The organism is Butyricimonas sp. RTP31003st1_G1_RTP31003_210430 (assembly GCF_040920905.1).
In the GTDB taxonomy this organism is placed as follows: Bacteria; Bacteroidota; Bacteroidia; order Bacteroidales; family Marinifilaceae; genus Butyricimonas; species Butyricimonas paravirosa.
Genome location: NZ_JBCOSQ010000070.1, coordinates 1 through 19320, shown reverse-complemented (window position 1 = coordinate 19320; position 19320 = coordinate 1). Strand labels below are relative to the sequence as shown.

Here is a 19320-nt window from a genome sequence, read left to right as displayed (position 1 = left end):
AGTTAAAAAATAAAAACATAAACATCTCGTCGATAGGCAATTAATCCATCAGCCCTACAAACCGATTTGCGACGTCAAAAGTACAAATTCATCCGTATTCATCGTACTCTCTTCATACTTTATTTTACCCCAAATCTCGATTTTCGAATCCTGCCCTACCATCACGATCTCATCTCCTTCGATACCGATACTATCCAGCATCTTACGCGGAATCAACACGCGCCCGTTCCCGTCCAGTTCCACCTCCTGCGCCCCCCGGAAAAACTCCCGAAAAAAACGCACCTGTTCCCGGTTAAACTGGCTCAACTTCTCCCTCAATCCCGCGATCAACTTCAACCACTCATCCTTCGGGTAAACGTCAATACATTCATCGAAAATATTCCGCCGCATCACAAACGACACCTCTCCCGCCGCCTGCATTTCCTTCCGGAAAACAGCCGGAACAACAGCTCGTCCCTTGCTATCTAGCTTGCATGTATAATCTCCAATAAATGACAACATATTACTTCCCTAATTTGTGATGTAAAGTTATAAAATTATTTCCCACTTTAAACCACTTTCCCCCACTTTTTTATAACAAAAACAACAATACACTAAAAACCATGTATATAGATCACCATATTATATTCAACAAAACGAAAAGTATAAATTATAACAATTATACATTCATCAAGTGTGAGAATATAATATCACCACACATCATCAAATGAAGAAAGGATGAATACCTAAGATAATCACCAGATAATTATAGAGTAAAAACCTATTAACTTCGATACAAACACACTCATGAACGTCTTTGATACGTCTTTGTAACGAAGTTGATACGTCTTTAACCCCTAAGTACATCGAATATGCAACGGGTAAACACCGTGTATTATCCTGAAAAAAGTTTACAATAAACCCGTGTCAGAACCACGAAATTCTTACTCCACAATATTCACCACTGGAACACTAATTTCATCTTCTATCCCGATCATTGCATTCACAAGAAACACCCTCCGGAAATAGCGAATATCCTCCACCCGAATCGGACACGCCTGAATCCTCCCCTCGTCCAACAAACTCTGCCGCCTAGTCCCCTCAAGCAAACAAGTCTCCGGCGTGTAAAGGCCGCCACCCGCATCCTCGAACACCACGTTCGTAAAAGAGGTATCGGTCACCCACCCATCCCGCACGATCAACACGTCATCACACTCTCCCCGCTTTTCCAGCAAACGGGCAAACACCGACCGATCCGTCGATTTGTAGCGGTAATCCACACCATCCCCGTTCACCAGTCGTAAACTCCTGATCCGCCTCATCACGTAAGGCTGAAAACTCACCTCCCGGACCTCCGAATCATACACCACCCGGCACTTCACCAACCCGGAACACATCGTGGCCGGAATAACCATCCGCCCGACCTCCCACGCGAGAGGCTTCCCGAAAAAGGCCTCCGCCGTCACCCTAGCCCTTCGCTCGTGGGCTTCCAGATTATAAAACTGCCCGTCCAGCACCTTGATCGTCTCGATAAAACGCTCCATAACAAATTATTTAAATCACTTATCAAACGGAAGATACACCTTTGCCAGCACCTCCTCGTACTCCGCCCGGCACTCACTGTTAATCGTGATTCCCCCGCCACTACGGAAATAATACCGCCCGTCACGCACCTCTATATAGCGAATCATCACCGCCGAATCCAACCTCTTCCCGTCAAAATACCCGAAGACACCCGTGTAAAACCCTCTCCGTTCACCCTCTGCCCGGGCAATAATACGTAACGTCGAAGGTTTCGGCGCACCCGAAATAGACCCGGCAGGCAACATCCCGAAAACCACCTCCCCCAAACGGGAATAATAATCCCCCGTCAACCGTCCCGTCACCTCCGAACTCACTTGGAGAATCTCCCCCCGGCTCACCCGCAAACGATCGATATACCGGAAACGCCGCACGTCCACCCGTTCCGCCACCCGGTTAAGATCATTCCGGATCAAATCCACGATCGTGTTATGCTCCGAACGCTCCTTGTAATCCTCCAGAATCACCCGCCCCGCATCAGGCACCGAGGCATCAATCGTTCCCTTCATCGGGTAAGAAGAAATCACCCCCTCATCCACCCGCACGAAAATCTCCGGCGAGAAACAGACAAATCGCCCCGGAACCAACAAACGGTAAGGCGACCAGGCCCGGTGGAAAATCTCTTCCAACGTCCAGTCCGTCTCCAACCCCGTCGCCACCGTCAGGTTCAACAAAAAAGAATCGCCCCGAGCCAATCCCTCCCGCACCGCGGCAAACTTCTCCCGGTAAGCCTCGTACGCCACCGGATTCGGGGAAAACACTCGTTCCAACACCTCCCCCGACATTTCTTCCCTCACCGGAGAATTAGTGACACCCCCGGCCTCGAAAAGAATCTCTTGCTGTCCCAACGGGTCGGACACGAAAAAGCCTTCCGACAACTCGAAATCAACACCGAACAAAAACGGTTCCCGCCGGGCTCCCGCCTCGTTCATGCACACCCGAACCTCGTTTGCAGTAATCATACTCATAACCCAAAAAACGGTCAGTGGCCCCGACCCCTCACGTAAAAGAAATGTTTTAAAAACAAAGGTTGCTCCTCACCCGGAGCATTATAAAAACTCTCCAAGAAACGATTGAACGGCTGCCGTCCCTCCGCGGCATAACGCACCGCGTCATCGGTAATGTCCTCGAAAGTAATCGTCACGTCACGCCGAGGCACGAAAAACAGCAAATTCGCCAGCACGTAAAAAATCCCTTTCAGATAAGTCCACGCGAAATTCGGCGAGCGCCCCGTCTTGGCCCTTGACCACATACTCCCCCACAACCCCCGGATACGCATACCCACAACACGCGTACCCTCCGGCAACTGGTGGCACACCTGCCAAGCCCCCTGTTTGTTCCCCACACGCTCCAACCCGCCATTCGTCAACTGCCCGGCCGGGTAAAGCAACACGTTATGCCCCGCCACCAAAGCATCAATCACCACCCGGTTCAACCCCGCCACGATCTCCACCCCCCGGCGGCTCTTCTCCAAATCCGGTACCCGCACCGCGTTCATCAAGTGCAATACCTGAGCCACCAACGGGATCTTAAAATACCCTTCCGTCACCAACGGCGACACATCCACGTAACGCAACAACTGAGAACAAACAATCTGCGGATCGACCGACGCCTGATGATTAGGCAAAAACAACGTTGCCCGCCGCTCGGCCAGTAACCCCGCCCCCTCAAGGCGCACCCGGTAACGGGCGCTCAAAACACCCCGGTAAAAGGCCGCCACTACCTTTTTATAACCCATATCTAACTCTTTAATCTAAACTTCTTAAACCTTACCCTCACCTCCTCCACGCACGAGAACAAAACAATCGTGATCGCGAACGTCAGCACGGCAAGAAAAATAAACACGTACTTCGTGTCGAAAAACATCGTCATCCCCCCGAAACACCCCGATGCCATCAACATGAACAGAAAAGTGATCAGGTTCGAGTAAGCCAGCATATCCCCCAGCTCCCGCCCCTTCACGTTCGCTTGAATCCAAGCATCCAGCGGCACCTTGAACATCCCGCTGAAAAACGCGGCGAGGAACACGAGTACACCGAACGTCACCCCGTGAGCGTCAAAAACGAATATCGCCAGCAACGTCAATCCCGTTGTGATCCCTCCATACGGCACCAATCCCAACTCCACGTCCCGACGGGACAACACCCCGGCAAGATAACATCCCGCCCCGATTCCCACGGCAGCCAACGACATCACGATACCCGTCTCCGAATCGTTCATCCCCAAATCCGAACGGCAGTACACGATAAGCACCATTTGGATCATCGAACCGATAAACCAAAACGTGGCCAGTCCCACAACCACCAGATTCAACCCCTTGAACGCCAACGCCCGCACGAACATATCTTTCACAAACTTCACGGGATTCAACGTCTCGTGGCTCTCCTTCATCGGTTCGCTCTCGTTCGCTCGAATCGTCAGACTCGACAACCAACCGAACAACGCCACCCCGAACAGGATCACGCACAGCACCGGGATCGTCACGCTCTCCGACAAAAAGGCCGCCATCAACGTCCCTGTCAGAATACCCACGAAAGCGAACATCTCCATAGCCCCGGAACCGTAAGAAATCCCCTCTTCACCCCCGATGTCACGAATCAGCCCGTACTTCGAAGGAGAAAACAGCGCACTCTGCAACCCCATCAACAAAATGGACGACAACACCAGTCCCGTCGAGTGCGTCAAGAACCCGGCCGCAGCTACGACCATAATCAGCATCTCGGCAAACTTCGCCCAAACCACAATCTTTCGCTTTTTATATATCTTCGCCAATCGTCCCGCCAACGGGGAAAACAGCAAATACGGTATCACCAATGCCGCCGATGCCAGCGTCACCACCATCGACTCGTTCTCCTTCCCCACCCAAGCAATGCAAATAAAACACGCCAGCGTCTTCAGGAAATTATCATTCAAAACTCCCAGATAATTCGTGAAAAACAGGGAAAACCAATTCTTTCTCTTCGCCATAATCACAACTTATATGATAAAACACAACAGCCAAAAGTAGTTTATTTTCCCCCGAATTCCTACTTTCGCGGGAGAAAACAGGTCATCCACCTCACAAAGAAAGCCACGGCATGGAGAATTCAAAAATAAAAAATATACTTGTCATTGATAATCATGACTCGTTCGTCTATAACCTCGTCCAAATCCTCCGGGAAAACGAACACTGCCAATTCGACATCGTTTATAACGACCAAATCGACTTTTCCTCGCTCAGCCGCTACGACAAGATCCTATTATCTCCCGGACCGGGAATTCCAGCCGAGGCCGGAGAACTTCTCGCACTCATCGAGCATTGTAAAAACACTCACGACATCCTCGGTGTATGCCTCGGCCACCAAGCCATCGCCGAATCCTTCGGTGCCAGCTTGCAACAACTGCCTCTCCCCAAACACGGCCACGAAAGTCCCCTCACAATCGTCGATCCCACCGACATTCTCTACCACGGCCTCACCTATCCCGTGCAAGTAGGACGGTACCACTCATGGATCGTGAACCCTCACACACTCCCCTCATGCCTCCGCATCAGTGCCCTCGACGAAGAAGGTCACATCATGTCCTTCTACCACACAACCCTCCCCATCCGAGGCGTTCAATATCACCCCGAATCCATCATCACCCGCCAAGGCTGCCAAATAATTAACAACTGGATAAATGAATAAAAAAGTTTATAAGGTTTATAAAGTTCATAAGGTTCATAAAGTCACGGGTGTCCTTCGGACAATGTTTTAAGGCAGTTCAAGCTGCCGTTGACAAAGCGCCCCGCAGGGGTCCATAAACCTTATGAACCTTATAAACCTTATAAACTTTATGAACCTTATAAACCCCAATCATTTGCCCCCGCAACCGGAATCTAAAATCCCCTCACCCTTTTCCCCACGTACAATGGCCTTGACGCCGATTTTCCCCGATCGAAACCGAACCAGAATTCCTCCTTTTCCCCCGATAAATAATACACCCGCATCACACTCTCGTATTCCCCCATCACGTTCACCACATCCCCCGGAACATCTTTACTCCACGGTTTCAGCCGCTTACTCGGTTCCTTAGCAAAAGGAATCCCCGCAACAATCCACGCTACCGAAATATCAGTCAGAAACATCGGGTACCGTTCCTCGCAAAACTCGTACAGCAACGCCCCCCGTCGTTCCAAACTAAGCGGTTGCTCCAACAACTCCCGTTCCTCCATCCAGCGTAGAAAATCCGACAGGAAACATTCATCATGCCCGATCAACTTACGGGTCACTTCCTGCCATGCCAAAGCATTATAAAAACCATCCAGCAAACGAGACAACAACCGGGCTTGACGCAAATCCTCCACCGACATCGCTTTCGTCTGCAACACCTCGTACGGCACGTCCGGGGAATAGACAATTCCCAAAACCTCTGCCTCCGCACGCATCGCCGTTCCGGGTAATAATTTCAACAACTCCAACTGGATCTCTCCCGTTCCGAAACCAGCCAGCACCCGCACATCCTCGATCATCTGTTCTAAAGAATATAGTGGTAACCCGGCAATCAAATCAGCGTGTACCACCAAATTAGGTAATGACGCCAAATAACGCAGCCCATCCAAAGCCGCCTGCAAATCACCGATTCGCCGACAAGCCTGTAACACATTCTCCCGTAAACTTTGAATCCCCGCCTCCAGATGCAACAACCCGGCAGGCAACTCCCGCAACAACTCCTTCACCTCATCGGAAAGCAACGCCGGATGAATCTCCAAATGAAAACGCATCCCCGGAGCAAACTCCCTGAACAACTCCAGCAAACGGATCGCCCTCTGGGAAGACCCGTTAAAAGTACGATCCAACAACCGAATATCCCGAATACCATGATCCCGAATAACAGTCAGGCGTTCCCGAATACGCTCCACGGACAACACCCGCACGGGTTTCTCCGCCCCACTCACGCAAAAAGCACAAGTATTAAAACACCCTCTCGTCGTTTCCAACTGCACGAAAGGCTTTGTCCAATCGAAAAAACGACTATGTTCCGGAATCATCAACTGATCGAACTCCATCACCCTTGCCAATCCCCCATCATGATACACACCCTCCGCATCCAACCAACACAGCCCCACAACCTCATTCCACCGGGAAGGACAATCGTACACCCCCAGCCACTCGTGAAATCCCAACTCACCTTCTCCCCGAAACACGCAAGCCACATGCCGATTCCGACGCAAATACTCCTCATTATCCCCCAACATCTCCGGTCCCCCGAATATAATGGTACATTCCGGTAACAACGCCTTCACCCGAGCCGTGATCTTCAATAACACCTCATGCGTGAACAACCACGCCGTCGCCGCCACCACATCGGGCCGGGCCGCCACAATCTCGGCCACCACACTCCCCACATTTGAATTGATCGTCGCTGAAACCTTCCTCCATTCCACATTCCCCTCCTTTCCTTCCACTTGAGCATGAATAGCCGGAAGAGCCAATGAAGAATGAGCATACGAAGAATTCAAATCCAACCAAAGAAGTAACATAACAATTTCTATTTTAGTGTTCGCCTCCGGCGAGTTACAAGTACCTTTCCCCCTCTCCTTCCCTACCCCGCAAAGCTAACGCTTTTTCCATAAGAAAAAAAGTTCCAGAACAACACAAAAAAGGAACTGTCCCAAAAGTCATTTTATTTCAAAAAACTCCTCCGTCACTTCGTGCCACCTCCTCTATAAACAGAGGAGGAGCTGGTGACTCCTCCCGAAGACAGGGAGTATTTCAGCTCTCCCTCTGTTTATAGAGGGAGTACCCCGAAGGGGGGAGGGAGTTTAAGAAATGACTTTTGGACAGTCCCTCTATTTAAATAACTTGTAACCTGTAACCCGTTAACTTGTAACGGCAGAATCCTATTCTGCCTGTTTATGCAAATGCACATCCAACTGTGGGAACGGAATATTCAGATTCTCCTCGGCGAACGTCTTGTACACCTTCTCGTTCATATCAAAATAAACACCCCAGTAATCCCCGGCGTTCACCCAAGCACGAACCACGATATTCACCGAACTCTCTCCCAAAGAAGTCAAGGCAATAAAATAAGCCGGGTCCTTCAACACACGTCCATCCGCATCCAGTAAACGGGCAATCACGGCTTTCGCCTTCGTGTAATCATCCCCGTAAGCAATTCCGAACTCCCAATCCACACGGCGAGTAGCCTCCCGTGAATAGTTTTTCATCAACCCCGTTGACAAACCGCCATTCGGGATAATGATAATCTTATTATCGGGAGTCGCCAGAATCGTGTTAAATATCTGAATCTCCCTCACCGTACCACTCTGTCCCTGAGCCTCAATCGTATCTCCAACCTTAAACGGCTTGAACAACAAAATCATTACCCCTCCGGCGAAATTCTGTAACGTACCGCTCAATGCCATACCAATGGCAACACCGGCAGATGCAAACAAGGCTATAAACGAGCTGGTCTCGATACCCAACACTCCAATCACCACGATAATCAACAACAACGTTAACGTGATATTCACCAAACTCTTCACGAACGTAGACAAAGAAGCCTCCACATGACGTTTTTCCAATATCTTCGCCAACAACTTGTTCAATCGCCGGACAATCCAGCGTCCCACAAGGAACACCACGATAGCCAACAAAATCTTAGAACCGACCGATATTCCCAAATCGATCATCTTAGTTAAGAACACATCTAATGACACATTAGAAGGACTTGTCAATAATTCTTCCATACACCTAAATTTATATTAATGATTAACAACTTATATCCGCCTCCAACATCATACGACATTTCTCTTGAACATCCGGCAGGAAACGATCGAACAACTCCTGTAACCGATCCTGATTCCTCTCGAAAAAGACGATGGCCGCCTCCGGATCAACTCCCAGATTCTTGTACTCCACCATGATTTCCAGCGAACGTTTAATCCCGGAAAGGGATGCATAACGCACCAACCGATTTGTCAAGATAAAATGCCAAAGGAACCCTTTAAACCGCTCTGGCAAATGACGATAATTCAAGACTAACGCCCCATAAAAACCACAAGCAAACCATCTCAATGACCGTCCGGAATAACGTCGAAAATCCCTTGCCAGTAAATGATCAAAATAAATATCCGTCAAAACGCCGGAATAACGTCCGAAATCACCTCGCAACATATCTATCGCCTCCCGAACTACAGGATGATGATCCGTGTAATGATCAATCTCCCGGTGTAACAGAATTCCCTCCCGAAAACCCGACGGATAATTCTCGTAAGTCCGCCCCTTAACAGCATCCCCAACAAAGTTCCCGATCTGAACTTTCCGATTATTTCCCGAGAGGAATATATGTGCTAAATAATTCATTCCTTGGTTTACGTTTTTACCCTATAACAAGTTTCAAGTTTTTCGGACTTTTTTTAACACCGATCTAAAAACAAAAATAACAAAAAAGACGAACCCTTCTCCCGAATTCTCTATCTTTGTTGACATTATTGGTAACTAATTGAATATGAATAGAACATTTAAATTTAACACGTTATATATCGGGATTCTTTTACTGACCCTCGCCTTTTCGTCCTGTACCTCATCCAAACAACTCGCTATCCAAAAAAGTAAAACCGCACAGCTATCCCGTAAATTAGGATTCACGGTGAATCGGAAAGATGATCTACCCTTACTGGAAGAAGTCAGTCGATGGCTAGGAACTCCCTATCGGTATGGTGGAACCACTCGTACGGGTGCCGATTGTTCGGGATTCGTGGGAGCCGTGTATAAAAACGTTTACCACAAATCCCTACAACGCACAGTCGTTAATATCTACAACAAGGACTGCCAGCGCATCGGGAAACACCGTTTGAAACCGGGTGATCTTGTCTTTTTCAATTTCTCCAAGCGGAAGAAAAGACCCCTCAACCACATGGGAATCTACCTCAAAAACGGTTACTTCGCTCATGCCAGCACATCAAAAGGTGTCATGGTCAACCACCTAAGCGAAAATTACTATAAAAAAGGGTGGCGTAAATCCGGCAGAGTATGGTAATACGATCTGCCGGAATAACCTTTATTGCCCCCTCATTCATCATCACTATTTTTGTCATAGTATTTCTGTTTCTTCGCTAGTCGATCGAGAGCCTTAGCAATCCTAGTCACTCTTACCTGATCAGTCTTTGCAGCATAAATCCATTTAATATAACAATATTGCTCGTTCTCATTCAGCGAATTAAAGAAACACAACGCTTCCGGTTCATCCTGCAAGCACACCAACAAGTCCTTAGGAACTTCCAACCTCTCGTCATCAAGATACAGAATGACGTGTACATAATCCCCCGCTTCCTTTTTAATCTTCTTACGGATCTCTGATTTGACAGAAAGCCCCAACATCCCATTCCCCATTGGCATTAAATGATGCTTTTTAAACTCAACCCCATCAATACTTCCTTTCACTTTCACCCAACCAAAAGGGGAATGTTTATCCTGTGGTATTTCGGGAATTACCGTATAAGTCCAACCTCCCTTACCGGGAGTTTTTTCAAGCAAATACAACTTATCTACTAATGGCCTTTCCATCTTGTCATTTCGTTATATTCAATACTATCAAACAAACAGATTCACGTTTGCATCCTCCGCCCGCTCTAGATAAGTCGCCACACCGCCAACATTCACCCCATCAATCAACTCCTCTTTCGTGATCCCCATCACGTCCATGGACATCTGGCAGGCAATGAACTCAACCCCATTGTTCCGGGCCTGTTCAATCAAACTCTCCAACGAATCAATTTGCTTATTACGCATCACCTTCCGCATCATCCGGGTTCCCATCCCCATCATATTCATCTTCGATAAAGACAACTTACGACTTCCAGCAGGCATCATCATCCCGAACATCTTGCCCATCGTGTCTTTCTTCACGGCATCGGCACGCTCTTTCCGGATCACATTCAACCCCCAGAAGGTGAAAAACATCGTTACCTTCCGCCCCGTCGATGCCGCCCCGTTCGCGATAACAAACGACGCCAACGCCTTATCCAGATCATCACTGAACACGATCAGCGTCTTGTTGTTCCCCGCCCCTTCCTTCACCACGGGACAAACTCCTGCCCCTTTCTCCAACACGGCCGTAATTATACCCTTTTCTTCCTTCACATCCACCAACTGGTTTCCCGTCATCTTCGCCCATGATGCCACATCCCGGGAAAACCCCTGATCGGTCACTTTAATCTCCAAACGTTCCCCAACCTTCAATTGCTCCATCCCACCCTTCAACTTCATCACGGGTCCCGGACATTGTAAGCCGCAAGCATCTATCATGAGGGATTTCTTCTCCACCACTTTCTCCGGAGCTTTCACTTCCACCGGCTTTTTCGGTTCCGGTTCCGAATATTTTATCGGATTACATTGTTCCGCCATCGCTGTTGAATACGTCTTATAACCTCCATTCAAGTTCACCACATCATAACCGTGTTGCATCAATACCCGGGCTGCAATATACCCCCGTAATCCGATGGCACAGAACACCACGATTGTCCGATCTTTCGGCAATTTTTGGTATTCTCCCCGTGAACCATCCAAGGAAATATTCACGGCTCCCTCGATACTTCCCATCGCAAACTCCTCGGCCGTACGTACGTCCACCAGCATCACTTTGGATCGGTCCATATCTTTCAATTCCCGCCAACTAATCATCTTCACTTTCCCACTCAACATATTATCCGCCACAAAACCTGCCATATTCACCGGGTCCTTCGCTGATGAATAAGGTGGTGCGTATGCTTGTTCCAATTCCATCAAATCATAAATTGTCCCACCATTCCGAATTACGGCTGACATCATTTCCAACCGTTTATCCACCCCATCAATACCCACGGCTTGGGCGCCCAGCAACTTCCCATCTTCCGGTGAGAAGTTAATCTTTATATCCATCATAATCGCCCCCGGATAATACCCGGCATGAGATGCACCATGCACGATGGCCTCTTTATAAGGAATTTGCAGACGATCCAACATCTTTGCTGACAACCCGGTTGCCCCCACAGTCAAGTCGAAAACCTTGGCAATGGCTGTAGTGATAGAGCCTTTATATTTTTGATGATTGCCATTCACCACGTTGTCCGCACAGATACGTCCCTGTTTATTGGCCGGTCCCGCTAAAAACGCCAGCGCTGGACGACCACTCACCGGGTTCGGGAACTCGATTGCATCACCCACAGCATAAATATCCGGCTGAGAAGTCTGTAAAAATTCATTTACCTTAATTCCTCCCATCTCCCCAATCTCCAATCCGGCCTCACGTGCTAATTTCACATCCGGCCGTACCCCGATAGAAAGCACTACCATATCAACTCGCAACACCAACCCGCTTTTCAACACCACGTCAATACCACCCTCCACAGGCCGAAACGCTGTTACTGCCTCCTGTAAATGAAGCCCAACACCTTTCGACTTAAAATGCTGGTGTACCGCAGTAGCAATCTCGTAATCCACCGGAGTCATCACTTGATCTGCCATTTCCACGACCGACACTTGAATCCCATATTCATGCAGGTTCTCCGCCATCTCCAACCCAATAAATCCGGCCCCCACGATCAACGCCCGTTTCACGTCATGCTCCTCGATATACCCCTTCACCCGATCCGTATCATTCACGTTACGTAAGGTAAAAATTCCTTCCGTGTCAATCCCCTCTAACGGTGGACGAACCGGAGCCGCTCCCGGTGACAAGATCAATTTATCATATGTCTCTTCATAAAGTCCTCCCGAATCCAAATTATGGACCGTGATTGTTTTCTTTTCCGGGTTTACACGCTCCACTTCCGAACGCACCCGAGCCTCAATATTAAATCGTGCGGCAAAACTTTCCGGTGTTTGCACGAAAAGTTTCTCCCGCTCGTAAATCACCTCCCCTATATAATAAGGTAAACCGCAATTGGCATAAGAGATATAATCACCTCTCTCGAACATAATAATTTCAGCACTCTCATCGAGTCTACGCAAACGGGCTGCCGTTGAGGCACCACCCGCCACACCACCAACAATCAGATATTTCATACACGCTTAACTTTTAGAATTATATATATTTTTCAATTATTTCCTGTAACTGTGATGCTTGGACCACCCCGCTATTATTCCACAACACCTTTCCCTGTTTAAACAACATCAACGTGGGCACCGACTGGATATGATACAAGTACACCGGTTGCCGGTTAGCTGGCACATCCACGTCTATCTTCAAGATGATCACCTTATCCCCCAGCCTCTTTTTCACATCCTCCAAAATCGGATGCATCATCTTACACGGCCCACACCACGTGGCAAAAAAGTCCACCAATACCGGCTTTTCTCCATTAATCAACTCATTGAATTTATCCATAATATCACATTTTAATTTATATTACTTATAACGTCCGTTCCCCCGTAAAGTTCACGGACTTACTTCGTGCATTTCATCATGCACCGCATGGCCTCCGTGACATGATCACTCGCCATACTATAAAAAGCATTACGCCCCTCCCGCCGAATCAACAGGATTCCCTTTGCTTGCATATCTGTCAGATGATGCGAAATCAACGCCTGACTACATCCCATCCGGTCACATATATCCGACACGCTCATCTCACCGTTTTTCGAGAGCAAGCATATAATTTTCAACCGATTCGGGTGTGCCACCGCTTTCAACACGTAAGCTAACTTTTCCAATTCTTCTTGTGTAAAACATTCTGTTTCCATATTCTCCTTTTTTGAACATACAAATATATAAACATACATTTGAATATACAACACTATAAAGAATATTTAACACACCCCATTTGCCTTAAATATCTCTCCATCTTCAAAATTTCTACAATATTCCCTCCTAATTTTGTCACAAAAAAACAATATACAATAAAGTTATCTCGCTAAAATCCGTAATTTTGTAACCGACAAATGATCATTGACTTATGTGGAAATATTACGCATTATTATCGGCCCTTTTTGCTGCGTTAACGGCAATATTTGCGAAGATCGGAGTAAAAGACATAAATTCAGATCTGGCAACAGCCATCCGTACCTCCGTCATCCTAGTGATAACTTGGGGCATAGTGTTGTTCGGCACACACATGGGAGAAATAAAAGACATCAGCCGTCACGCTTGGGTATTCCTAATTTTTTCCGGGATAGCTACCGGGCTTTCATGGCTCTTTTATTTCAAAGCGTTGCAAAGCGGGGAAGTATCACGTGTTGCCCCGATAGATAAATTAAGCGTAGTCATCACCATTTTTCTCTCTTTCATCCTATTGAAAGAACCGGTTAGTTTAAAGGTCATCATCGGTGCTTTACTCATCACGGGTGGAAGTGTGCTAATGCTTATCAAATGAAACTACTGATCATTGAAGACGAACGGGATTTGTCAAACAGCATCGTGACCTATCTCAGTTCAGAAAATTATCTATGCGAACAAGCATTCACGTATGATGAGGCAAAAGACAAAATCAATTTATACGACTATGACTGCATACTTCTGGACTTGATGCTACCGGGTGGAAACGGGCTTGATGTCCTTCGGGAAATAAGGCATAAAAACAACCCGGTTGGAGTAATCATCATATCTGCCAAAGACTCTTTGGACGACAAAATAAACGGTTTGGAAATCGGGGCAGATGATTATCTCGCCAAACCATTCCACTTATCGGAATTAAGTATGCGTATTTACGCCATCATACGCCGGAAAGAATTTTCCAGCAACAACCTCTTACAAAGCAATAACATCACGATCAACCTGCTGAGCAAGTCCGTGTCGGTAAACGACCAACTCATCATACTGACACGCACGGAATATGAACTATTACTTTTCTTTATCAGTAATAAAAACAAAGTCATTTCCAAAAGCGCCATTGCCGAACACTTGAGCGGTGACATGGCTGATATGTTGGATAGTCACGATTTTGTTTACACGCACATCAAAAACCTAAAAGCCAAACTGGCCGAAAAAGGTTGCAAAGAATCGATTAAAAACGTTTATGGAACCGGATACAAATGGTTAGAATGAAAAGCCTCCTCAACAAAACATTGACACAGTTCATCGTGTGTACCATCATCATTTTATTGCTGGCGACACCCCTGTTTTATCTCTTGACCAAGCACTATTACGCGGAAGACATGATTGATATTATAGAGGCCACGCAACAAAATCAACCCATTCCGGAACTCGATCTGGAACAGGACATCATGCAAGGCGTGATGATACAATTCGCCTTAATCAGCGGGGTATTAGGCATTGCCATTATACTCATGACCCGTTTCGTCTCCAAACGTTTATGGAAACCTTTCGAAGATACGCTAAAACAACTTGAACATTTCAAGCTGGAAAGCGAAACTATCCCTCTGTTACCCGCCAGCGACATCAAGGAATTCAACCAATTGAATCAATCGTTAAACCGAATGATGACCAACAGTCTAAAAAGCTATAAAGTCCAAAAAGAATTCACCGAAAATGCCTCGCACGAACTCCAAACCCCATTAGCAGCTTTTCAGAGCAAACTGGATGTTCTGCTCCAGTTCCCCGATCTGACGGAACAACAAGCGGAAATGATGCAGGGATTATACCAAATATCCGGCCGCTTATCACGCCTGAACCGAAATCTTTTGTTATTAGCTAAAATAGACAATAAACAGTACAATCAGATGAGTGTTATCAATGTGATGACAACCTTAGAAGAACTTCTTCCCTTTTTGGAAAATATGACCGAAGGAATCACGCTTCGCAAGGATTTTCAAATCCCGGAATTGATCGTTAACGGGAATAAATCCTTACTGGAAAGCATGATTAACAACTTGATTGTTAATGCCGTCCGATACAATCTACCGGAGGGAGAAATAACCATCACGATAAAAGAAAACGAGTTAACCATTTCCAATACTTCCAACGAGATGCCCTTAGATAGTAAACTTATATTCAATCGTTTCTATCACCCCACTGAAAAGATACAGGGAAATGGACTGGGACTAGCTATCGTGAAAGCAATCTGTGACTACCACAGTTGGAGCATCCAGTATCACCACGAAAATAATAAACATTATTTTACAGTACACTTTTAAATCTTCAAATTTCCCACAAAATCAGGTTCTACTTTTACTGCCATAAAATAAATTTATTATGGCTTTACAAGAAGAATTAGAATTACAAGGAAACTGGTTGTTCAGATACAGAAGTATCTTGCCGATCACAATTTTAAGTATTGGAGTATTGGTCTATATCTACACGATCCATGCTCCGGGAACACTCTTCAATAAAATCGAATTTTATTGGCACCACTACGAAAACCTGTGCTTATTTATCAGCTTAGCAGGAATCTTTATCCGGGTGTACACGGTCGGACACACTCCCGCCGGCACTTCGGGCAGAAACACCCAAAACCAAGTAGCAGATAGCTTAAATCAAACGGGTATATATTCTATCGTCCGTCATCCGCTTTACTTGGGTAACTTCCTAACGTGGTTGGGGATCTCCTTACTAACCTGCAATATCGGGTTTATCTCCATTTTCGTACTGGCCTACTGGCTTTACTACGAACGTATCATGTACGCGGAAGAACAATTTTTACGAAACAAATTTGGTGTTGCTTATATCAACTGGGCTGAAATAACACCAACGATCTTACCTAATTTCAAATCATTCGTCCCACCCACCCTGCCTTTTTCATGGAAGAAGGTTTTGAAGAAAGAGAAAAACGGTCTCTTCGCCTTATGTCTTATCTTCATGGGATTTGACTGCATCAAGGTATGGCTGGAAAAAAGTACCCAATACAATTATCTTCTAATAATACTAGCCATCGCAAGCGGCATCCTCTATTGTATTTTAAAATATTTAAAGAAACAGACCCGACTACTAGACGAAAAAGGACGCTAACAACACCACAAACCCCGTGTTTATTTGTTTAACACGGGGTAAATCATCTATTCCCAAAAAAGTTTTTTAACTTCGCAATAGATATTAAGCAATTATTTATGCGATGAAAATATACGTGGTAAGTGCATTCAGCATGAATGGTTCCGGAGGAAATAAAGCCGGCGTCCTACTCGATGAGTTTATTCCCGATTCTAGTAAAAAAATTGCATTAGCAGCAAGTCTCGGTTATTCAGAAACAGTTTTCTTGTCTGCCTCCAACAAAGCTGACTTCAAATTGGAGTATTTTACTCCTAAAGGTGAAGTACCTCTTTGTGGTCATGCCACTATTGCTTCTTTTGTCGCTCTTCGGAATCTCGGAAGACTACAAAAAACAGAATACATTATTGAAACTGCCGCAGGACGATTGAAAGTGTGGATAAACGATGACGGTCTTATCTTTATGGAACAGAACAAGCCCTCTTTTTTCGATATTATTTCTAATGAACGACTTGTCCGATGTTTCCATCCTCTTTCTTTAGACGAACGTTTTCCGGTACGTATCGTTTCAACCGGATTGAGAGATATAATTATGCCGATTTCAGCACCGAATGTATTGGAAACTATGGTCCCGGATTTCAATGAAATATCTATTTTGAGCAAAGAAATGAAATGCATTGGAATTCACTGTTTCGCACTCACGGAATCTGATATAGACAATGCATCCACAGCCGTTTGCCGGAATTTCGCTCCACTTTACGGTATCAACGAAGAGGCCGCAACAGGAACCTCCAATTGCGCCTTAGCTTGTTACCTTCACAATCTTGGGATAAGACCACAAAGGTACATCTTTGAACAAGGACATAATCTTTCTAGTGTTTCCAGAATCATTGTTGAGCTAAAGACGGATTCTGATATTCTTGGCGTCAGAGTTGGTGGAGACGGAATTATAGAAGGCATACTGGACAAAGATATTATATCTTAATTAACCAACTATTTTGGATCAACCAGTATTTTAGGGGCTTCAAGCATAAATATTCGTAGGTCTAAAACAAAAAGTATGGAATATGCTTTACTCCTCTAAATAGAGATCTAAAAGTTTCAATTTGAGTATTGAACCCCTCCACAGAAATATTGGTATATTTATTCTCGCAAAAGTTTAAAGCCTGTTTAAATTTTGTTGAACAAAATCTCGTCGTTGTTTGATCACCTCTAGGTCATGCCAATGTTCCTTCAATGTTCCTATATGTCTCCGTCTCGATTCGTGCCGCACTCAAATGTATTTTCTCCGGCGATCACTCGCAAGTGACACGGAGAAAGCACGGAGAAAGCACGGAGAAGACCTAGCCAAACAATAGTGTAACAGCGTATTATAGGAGTAGCAACTCTCTTATTACGTTAACTTACTTGTGTTGAGGTAGTTGATCTTAAAAAAGACATATGGGCTCGAAAATTCCTCTTCTTGCAAGGTCGTTAGATAAATCCTATTCATGGTCATTTAATGATGCGGTAATCTTAAATCTTTGAATGACCTAGCTTTTGAATACCTAACACCCAACATTTTTATCTTATCAACACGAAATTTCAACAAGTTCTTAGTTTAAACTAAAAAAATGCTTTCCAAAGTTTGTATTTATACGATAAACCGCTATCTTTGCACCGTCAAAAATAAATGACACTCGGTTCGGTAGCTCAGCTGGATAGAGCAACGGCCTTCTAAGCCGTAGGTCTTGGGTTCGAATCCCAACCGGATCACAAAAGGCGATTACGAAAGTAGTCGCTTTTTTGCTAGTAACCATTATTCCTTTTTCAACATTTCTAATCAATGGCGGATCATTACACGTGAAGGAGATATAAAAAACGAAACCTCAACCCGGGTAACACGTGGATTATATTACCAGACTTCCTAATTCCCCTCACGCTCATATCTTTATTCTATTCTAAATAACTCTATAATAAAACAACACTTAACAAAGACAAAATTTCATTCGCTTTCGTAAAACTTTATTTCAAAACTCCCGTAAAACAAGCTATGAATTTTCTTTTTGCGAAACAAGATTAAAATTATATATTTGAAAAACGATAATAAGTCAAACATTAAAATTTAAAACACTATGGCAAAAATAACATTAGCAGGCAATAGTATAAATACAAAAGGTAATCTACCTTCAGTTGGTTCTGTAGCACCCGATTTCTCATTAGTAAAAACGGATTTATCTGAATTAACCTTGGCAAGCGAAAAAGGTAAACGCGTTGTTCTAAATATTTTCCCCAGTCTTGACACCAGCGTATGCGCAACATCCGTACGTACGTTCAATAAACTTGCTGCTGAAATGGACAATACGATTGTATTGGCAATCTCTAAAGATCTTCCTTTTGCACACGCTCGTTTCTGTACCACAGAAGGAATTGACAAAGTAATTCCTCTTTCTGCATTCAGAGATCATGCTTTCGGTGACAAATATGGAGTGGAAATGGTAGATGGACCTTTAGCCGGATTATTGGCTCGCTCCGTTGTCGTTATTGATGAAAACGGAAAGATCATTTACGAAGAACTCGTTCCGGAAATCACTCATGAACCTAACTATGATGCTGCTTTAGCTAGCTTAAAGAAATAGTTCATAAAGTTTATGAACTTTACAAACAAAAAGGGGCTTTCGCCCCTTTTCTTTTTATTTAGCACGCTCCAACTGAACAGTGAAGTGACGCATTAACGGTGCTTCCCAAGTAATTTGGAAACCACGAGTAATCTGCTCACGACGATCAAATACATTCTTCAAAGCAACGGCAATCACGTCCATGTGGTTGTTCGTGTACACTCTTCTCGGGATAGCTAAACGAAGAAGATCTAAACCACCGAAACGATTCTCACGAGTTACCGGATCACGGTCAGCCAAAATATAACCGATCTCGCAACCGCGAATACCTGCCTCCAAGTAC

21 protein-coding genes and 1 tRNA gene are annotated in these 19320 nt (G+C 45.4%); 9 read left to right on the top strand and 13 right to left on the bottom strand.

Features of this window, described 5'->3' with window-relative positions:
- Window positions 1-54: 54 nt before the first annotated feature.
- The 5 genes from mraZ to AB5542_RS17520 all read right to left on the bottom strand — a co-directional run bounded on the left by mraZ (window position 55) and on the right by AB5542_RS17520 (window position 4527).
- Window positions 55-501: a division/cell wall cluster transcriptional repressor MraZ gene (mraZ, locus tag AB5542_RS17540; protein ID WP_118302052.1), complete on the bottom strand. Its 447-nt coding sequence runs from the start codon at window positions 499-501 to the stop codon at window positions 55-57.
- Between the two features lie 422 nt (window positions 502-923).
- Complete coding sequence (locus AB5542_RS17535; RefSeq protein ID WP_118302051.1) at window positions 924-1523, bottom strand: aminotransferase class IV; 600 nt, start codon at window positions 1521-1523, stop codon at window positions 924-926.
- A gap of 15 nt (window positions 1524-1538) precedes the next feature.
- Window positions 1539-2528, bottom strand: a complete 990-nt coding sequence (locus AB5542_RS17530; RefSeq protein WP_279040686.1) for an aminodeoxychorismate synthase component I — start codon at window positions 2526-2528, stop codon at window positions 1539-1541.
- A gap of 14 nt (window positions 2529-2542) precedes the next feature.
- On the bottom strand, window positions 2543-3298 hold the full coding sequence (locus AB5542_RS17525; protein WP_279040688.1) for a lysophospholipid acyltransferase family protein: 756 nt from the start codon (window positions 3296-3298) through the stop codon (window positions 2543-2545).
- Between the two features lie 2 nt (window positions 3299-3300).
- Window positions 3301-4527 carry an MFS transporter gene (locus AB5542_RS17520; protein ID WP_279040689.1) on the bottom strand — a complete coding sequence of 409 codons (1227 nt, stop codon included), beginning with the start codon at window positions 4525-4527 and terminating at the stop codon, window positions 3301-3303.
- A 110-nt stretch (window positions 4528-4637) separates the two neighbouring features.
- On the opposite strand from AB5542_RS17520, the gene AB5542_RS17515 reads away from it, so the two are divergent.
- Window positions 4638-5225, top strand: a complete 588-nt coding sequence (locus AB5542_RS17515; RefSeq protein WP_279040691.1) for an anthranilate synthase component II — start codon at window positions 4638-4640, stop codon at window positions 5223-5225.
- A gap of 191 nt (window positions 5226-5416) precedes the next feature.
- Here the strand turns inward: AB5542_RS17515 and AB5542_RS17510 are convergent, their stop codons facing one another.
- The 3 genes from AB5542_RS17510 to AB5542_RS17500 all read right to left on the bottom strand — a co-directional run bounded on the left by AB5542_RS17510 (window position 5417) and on the right by AB5542_RS17500 (window position 8885).
- On the bottom strand, window positions 5417-7060 hold the full coding sequence (locus AB5542_RS17510; protein ID WP_279040692.1) for a B12-binding domain-containing radical SAM protein: 1644 nt from the start codon (window positions 7058-7060) through the stop codon (window positions 5417-5419).
- A 360-nt stretch (window positions 7061-7420) separates the two neighbouring features.
- Window positions 7421-8269 (bottom strand): mechanosensitive ion channel family protein, encoded by an 849-nt coding sequence (locus tag AB5542_RS17505; protein ID WP_087422679.1) that lies wholly within the window; start codon window positions 8267-8269, stop codon window positions 7421-7423.
- Window positions 8270-8291: 22 nt separating this feature from the next.
- Window positions 8292-8885: an ACP phosphodiesterase gene (locus AB5542_RS17500; RefSeq protein ID WP_279040693.1), complete on the bottom strand. Its 594-nt coding sequence runs from the start codon at window positions 8883-8885 to the stop codon at window positions 8292-8294.
- Window positions 8886-9030: 145 nt separating this feature from the next.
- On the opposite strand from AB5542_RS17500, the gene AB5542_RS17495 reads away from it, so the two are divergent.
- Window positions 9031-9561: a C40 family peptidase gene (locus AB5542_RS17495; protein ID WP_279040694.1), complete on the top strand. Its 531-nt coding sequence runs from the start codon at window positions 9031-9033 to the stop codon at window positions 9559-9561.
- Between the two features lie 32 nt (window positions 9562-9593).
- Here the strand turns inward: AB5542_RS17495 and AB5542_RS17490 are convergent, their stop codons facing one another.
- From AB5542_RS17490 to AB5542_RS17475, 4 genes are read right to left on the bottom strand one after another with little or no spacing between them, the layout of a single operon-like run.
- Window positions 9594-10088, bottom strand: coding sequence for a YdeI/OmpD-associated family protein (locus AB5542_RS17490; protein ID WP_270593167.1), 495 nt, complete (start codon window positions 10086-10088; stop codon window positions 9594-9596).
- 27 nt (window positions 10089-10115) lie between these two features.
- Window positions 10116-12566 carry a DsrE/DsrF/DrsH-like family protein gene (locus AB5542_RS17485; RefSeq protein WP_279040695.1) on the bottom strand — a complete coding sequence of 817 codons (2451 nt, stop codon included), beginning with the start codon at window positions 12564-12566 and terminating at the stop codon, window positions 10116-10118.
- A 19-nt stretch (window positions 12567-12585) separates the two neighbouring features.
- A complete protein-coding gene (gene trxA, locus AB5542_RS17480; RefSeq protein ID WP_087422683.1) occupies window positions 12586-12888 on the bottom strand; it encodes a thioredoxin in 303 nt (100 codons plus the stop codon).
- A 59-nt stretch (window positions 12889-12947) separates the two neighbouring features.
- On the bottom strand, window positions 12948-13244 hold the full coding sequence (locus AB5542_RS17475) for an ArsR/SmtB family transcription factor (protein WP_087422711.1): 297 nt from the start codon (window positions 13242-13244) through the stop codon (window positions 12948-12950).
- Between the two features lie 212 nt (window positions 13245-13456).
- On the opposite strand from AB5542_RS17475, the gene AB5542_RS17470 reads away from it, so the two are divergent.
- The 7 genes from AB5542_RS17470 (at window position 13457) to tpx (ending at window position 18998) form a co-directional block, all read left to right on the top strand.
- Window positions 13457-13873 carry an EamA family transporter gene (locus AB5542_RS17470; RefSeq protein WP_279040698.1) on the top strand — a complete coding sequence of 139 codons (417 nt, stop codon included), beginning with the start codon at window positions 13457-13459 and terminating at the stop codon, window positions 13871-13873.
- The gene (locus AB5542_RS17465) at window positions 13870-14544 is read left to right on the top strand and encodes a response regulator transcription factor (protein ID WP_279040699.1); all 675 of its coding nucleotides are present in this window, start codon (window positions 13870-13872) and stop codon (window positions 14542-14544) included. The genes AB5542_RS17470 and AB5542_RS17465 overlap by 4 nt, the downstream gene beginning before the upstream one ends.
- On the top strand, window positions 14541-15593 hold the full coding sequence (locus AB5542_RS17460) for a sensor histidine kinase (RefSeq protein WP_229782484.1): 1053 nt from the start codon (window positions 14541-14543) through the stop codon (window positions 15591-15593). Before AB5542_RS17465 ends, AB5542_RS17460 begins: the two co-directional genes overlap by 4 nt.
- A 58-nt stretch (window positions 15594-15651) precedes the next feature.
- The gene (locus tag AB5542_RS17455) at window positions 15652-16404 is read left to right on the top strand and encodes a methyltransferase family protein (RefSeq protein ID WP_279040700.1); all 753 of its coding nucleotides are present in this window, start codon (window positions 15652-15654) and stop codon (window positions 16402-16404) included.
- Window positions 16405-16507: 103 nt separating this feature from the next.
- Entirely contained in the window at window positions 16508-17365 is an 858-nt protein-coding gene (locus AB5542_RS17450; protein WP_087422688.1) for a PhzF family phenazine biosynthesis protein, read from the top strand.
- A gap of 696 nt (window positions 17366-18061) precedes the next feature.
- A tRNA-Arg gene (locus tag AB5542_RS17445) sits at window positions 18062-18135 on the top strand.
- A gap of 359 nt (window positions 18136-18494) precedes the next feature.
- Window positions 18495-18998 (top strand): thiol peroxidase, encoded by a 504-nt coding sequence (gene tpx, locus AB5542_RS17440; protein WP_118302039.1) that lies wholly within the window; start codon window positions 18495-18497, stop codon window positions 18996-18998.
- A gap of 54 nt (window positions 18999-19052) precedes the next feature.
- On the opposite strand, the gene AB5542_RS17435 is transcribed toward tpx, so the two are convergent.
- A partial coding sequence (locus tag AB5542_RS17435) for a beta-eliminating lyase-related protein (protein WP_368243265.1) occupies window positions 19053-19320 on the bottom strand: 268 nt, incomplete at its 5' end.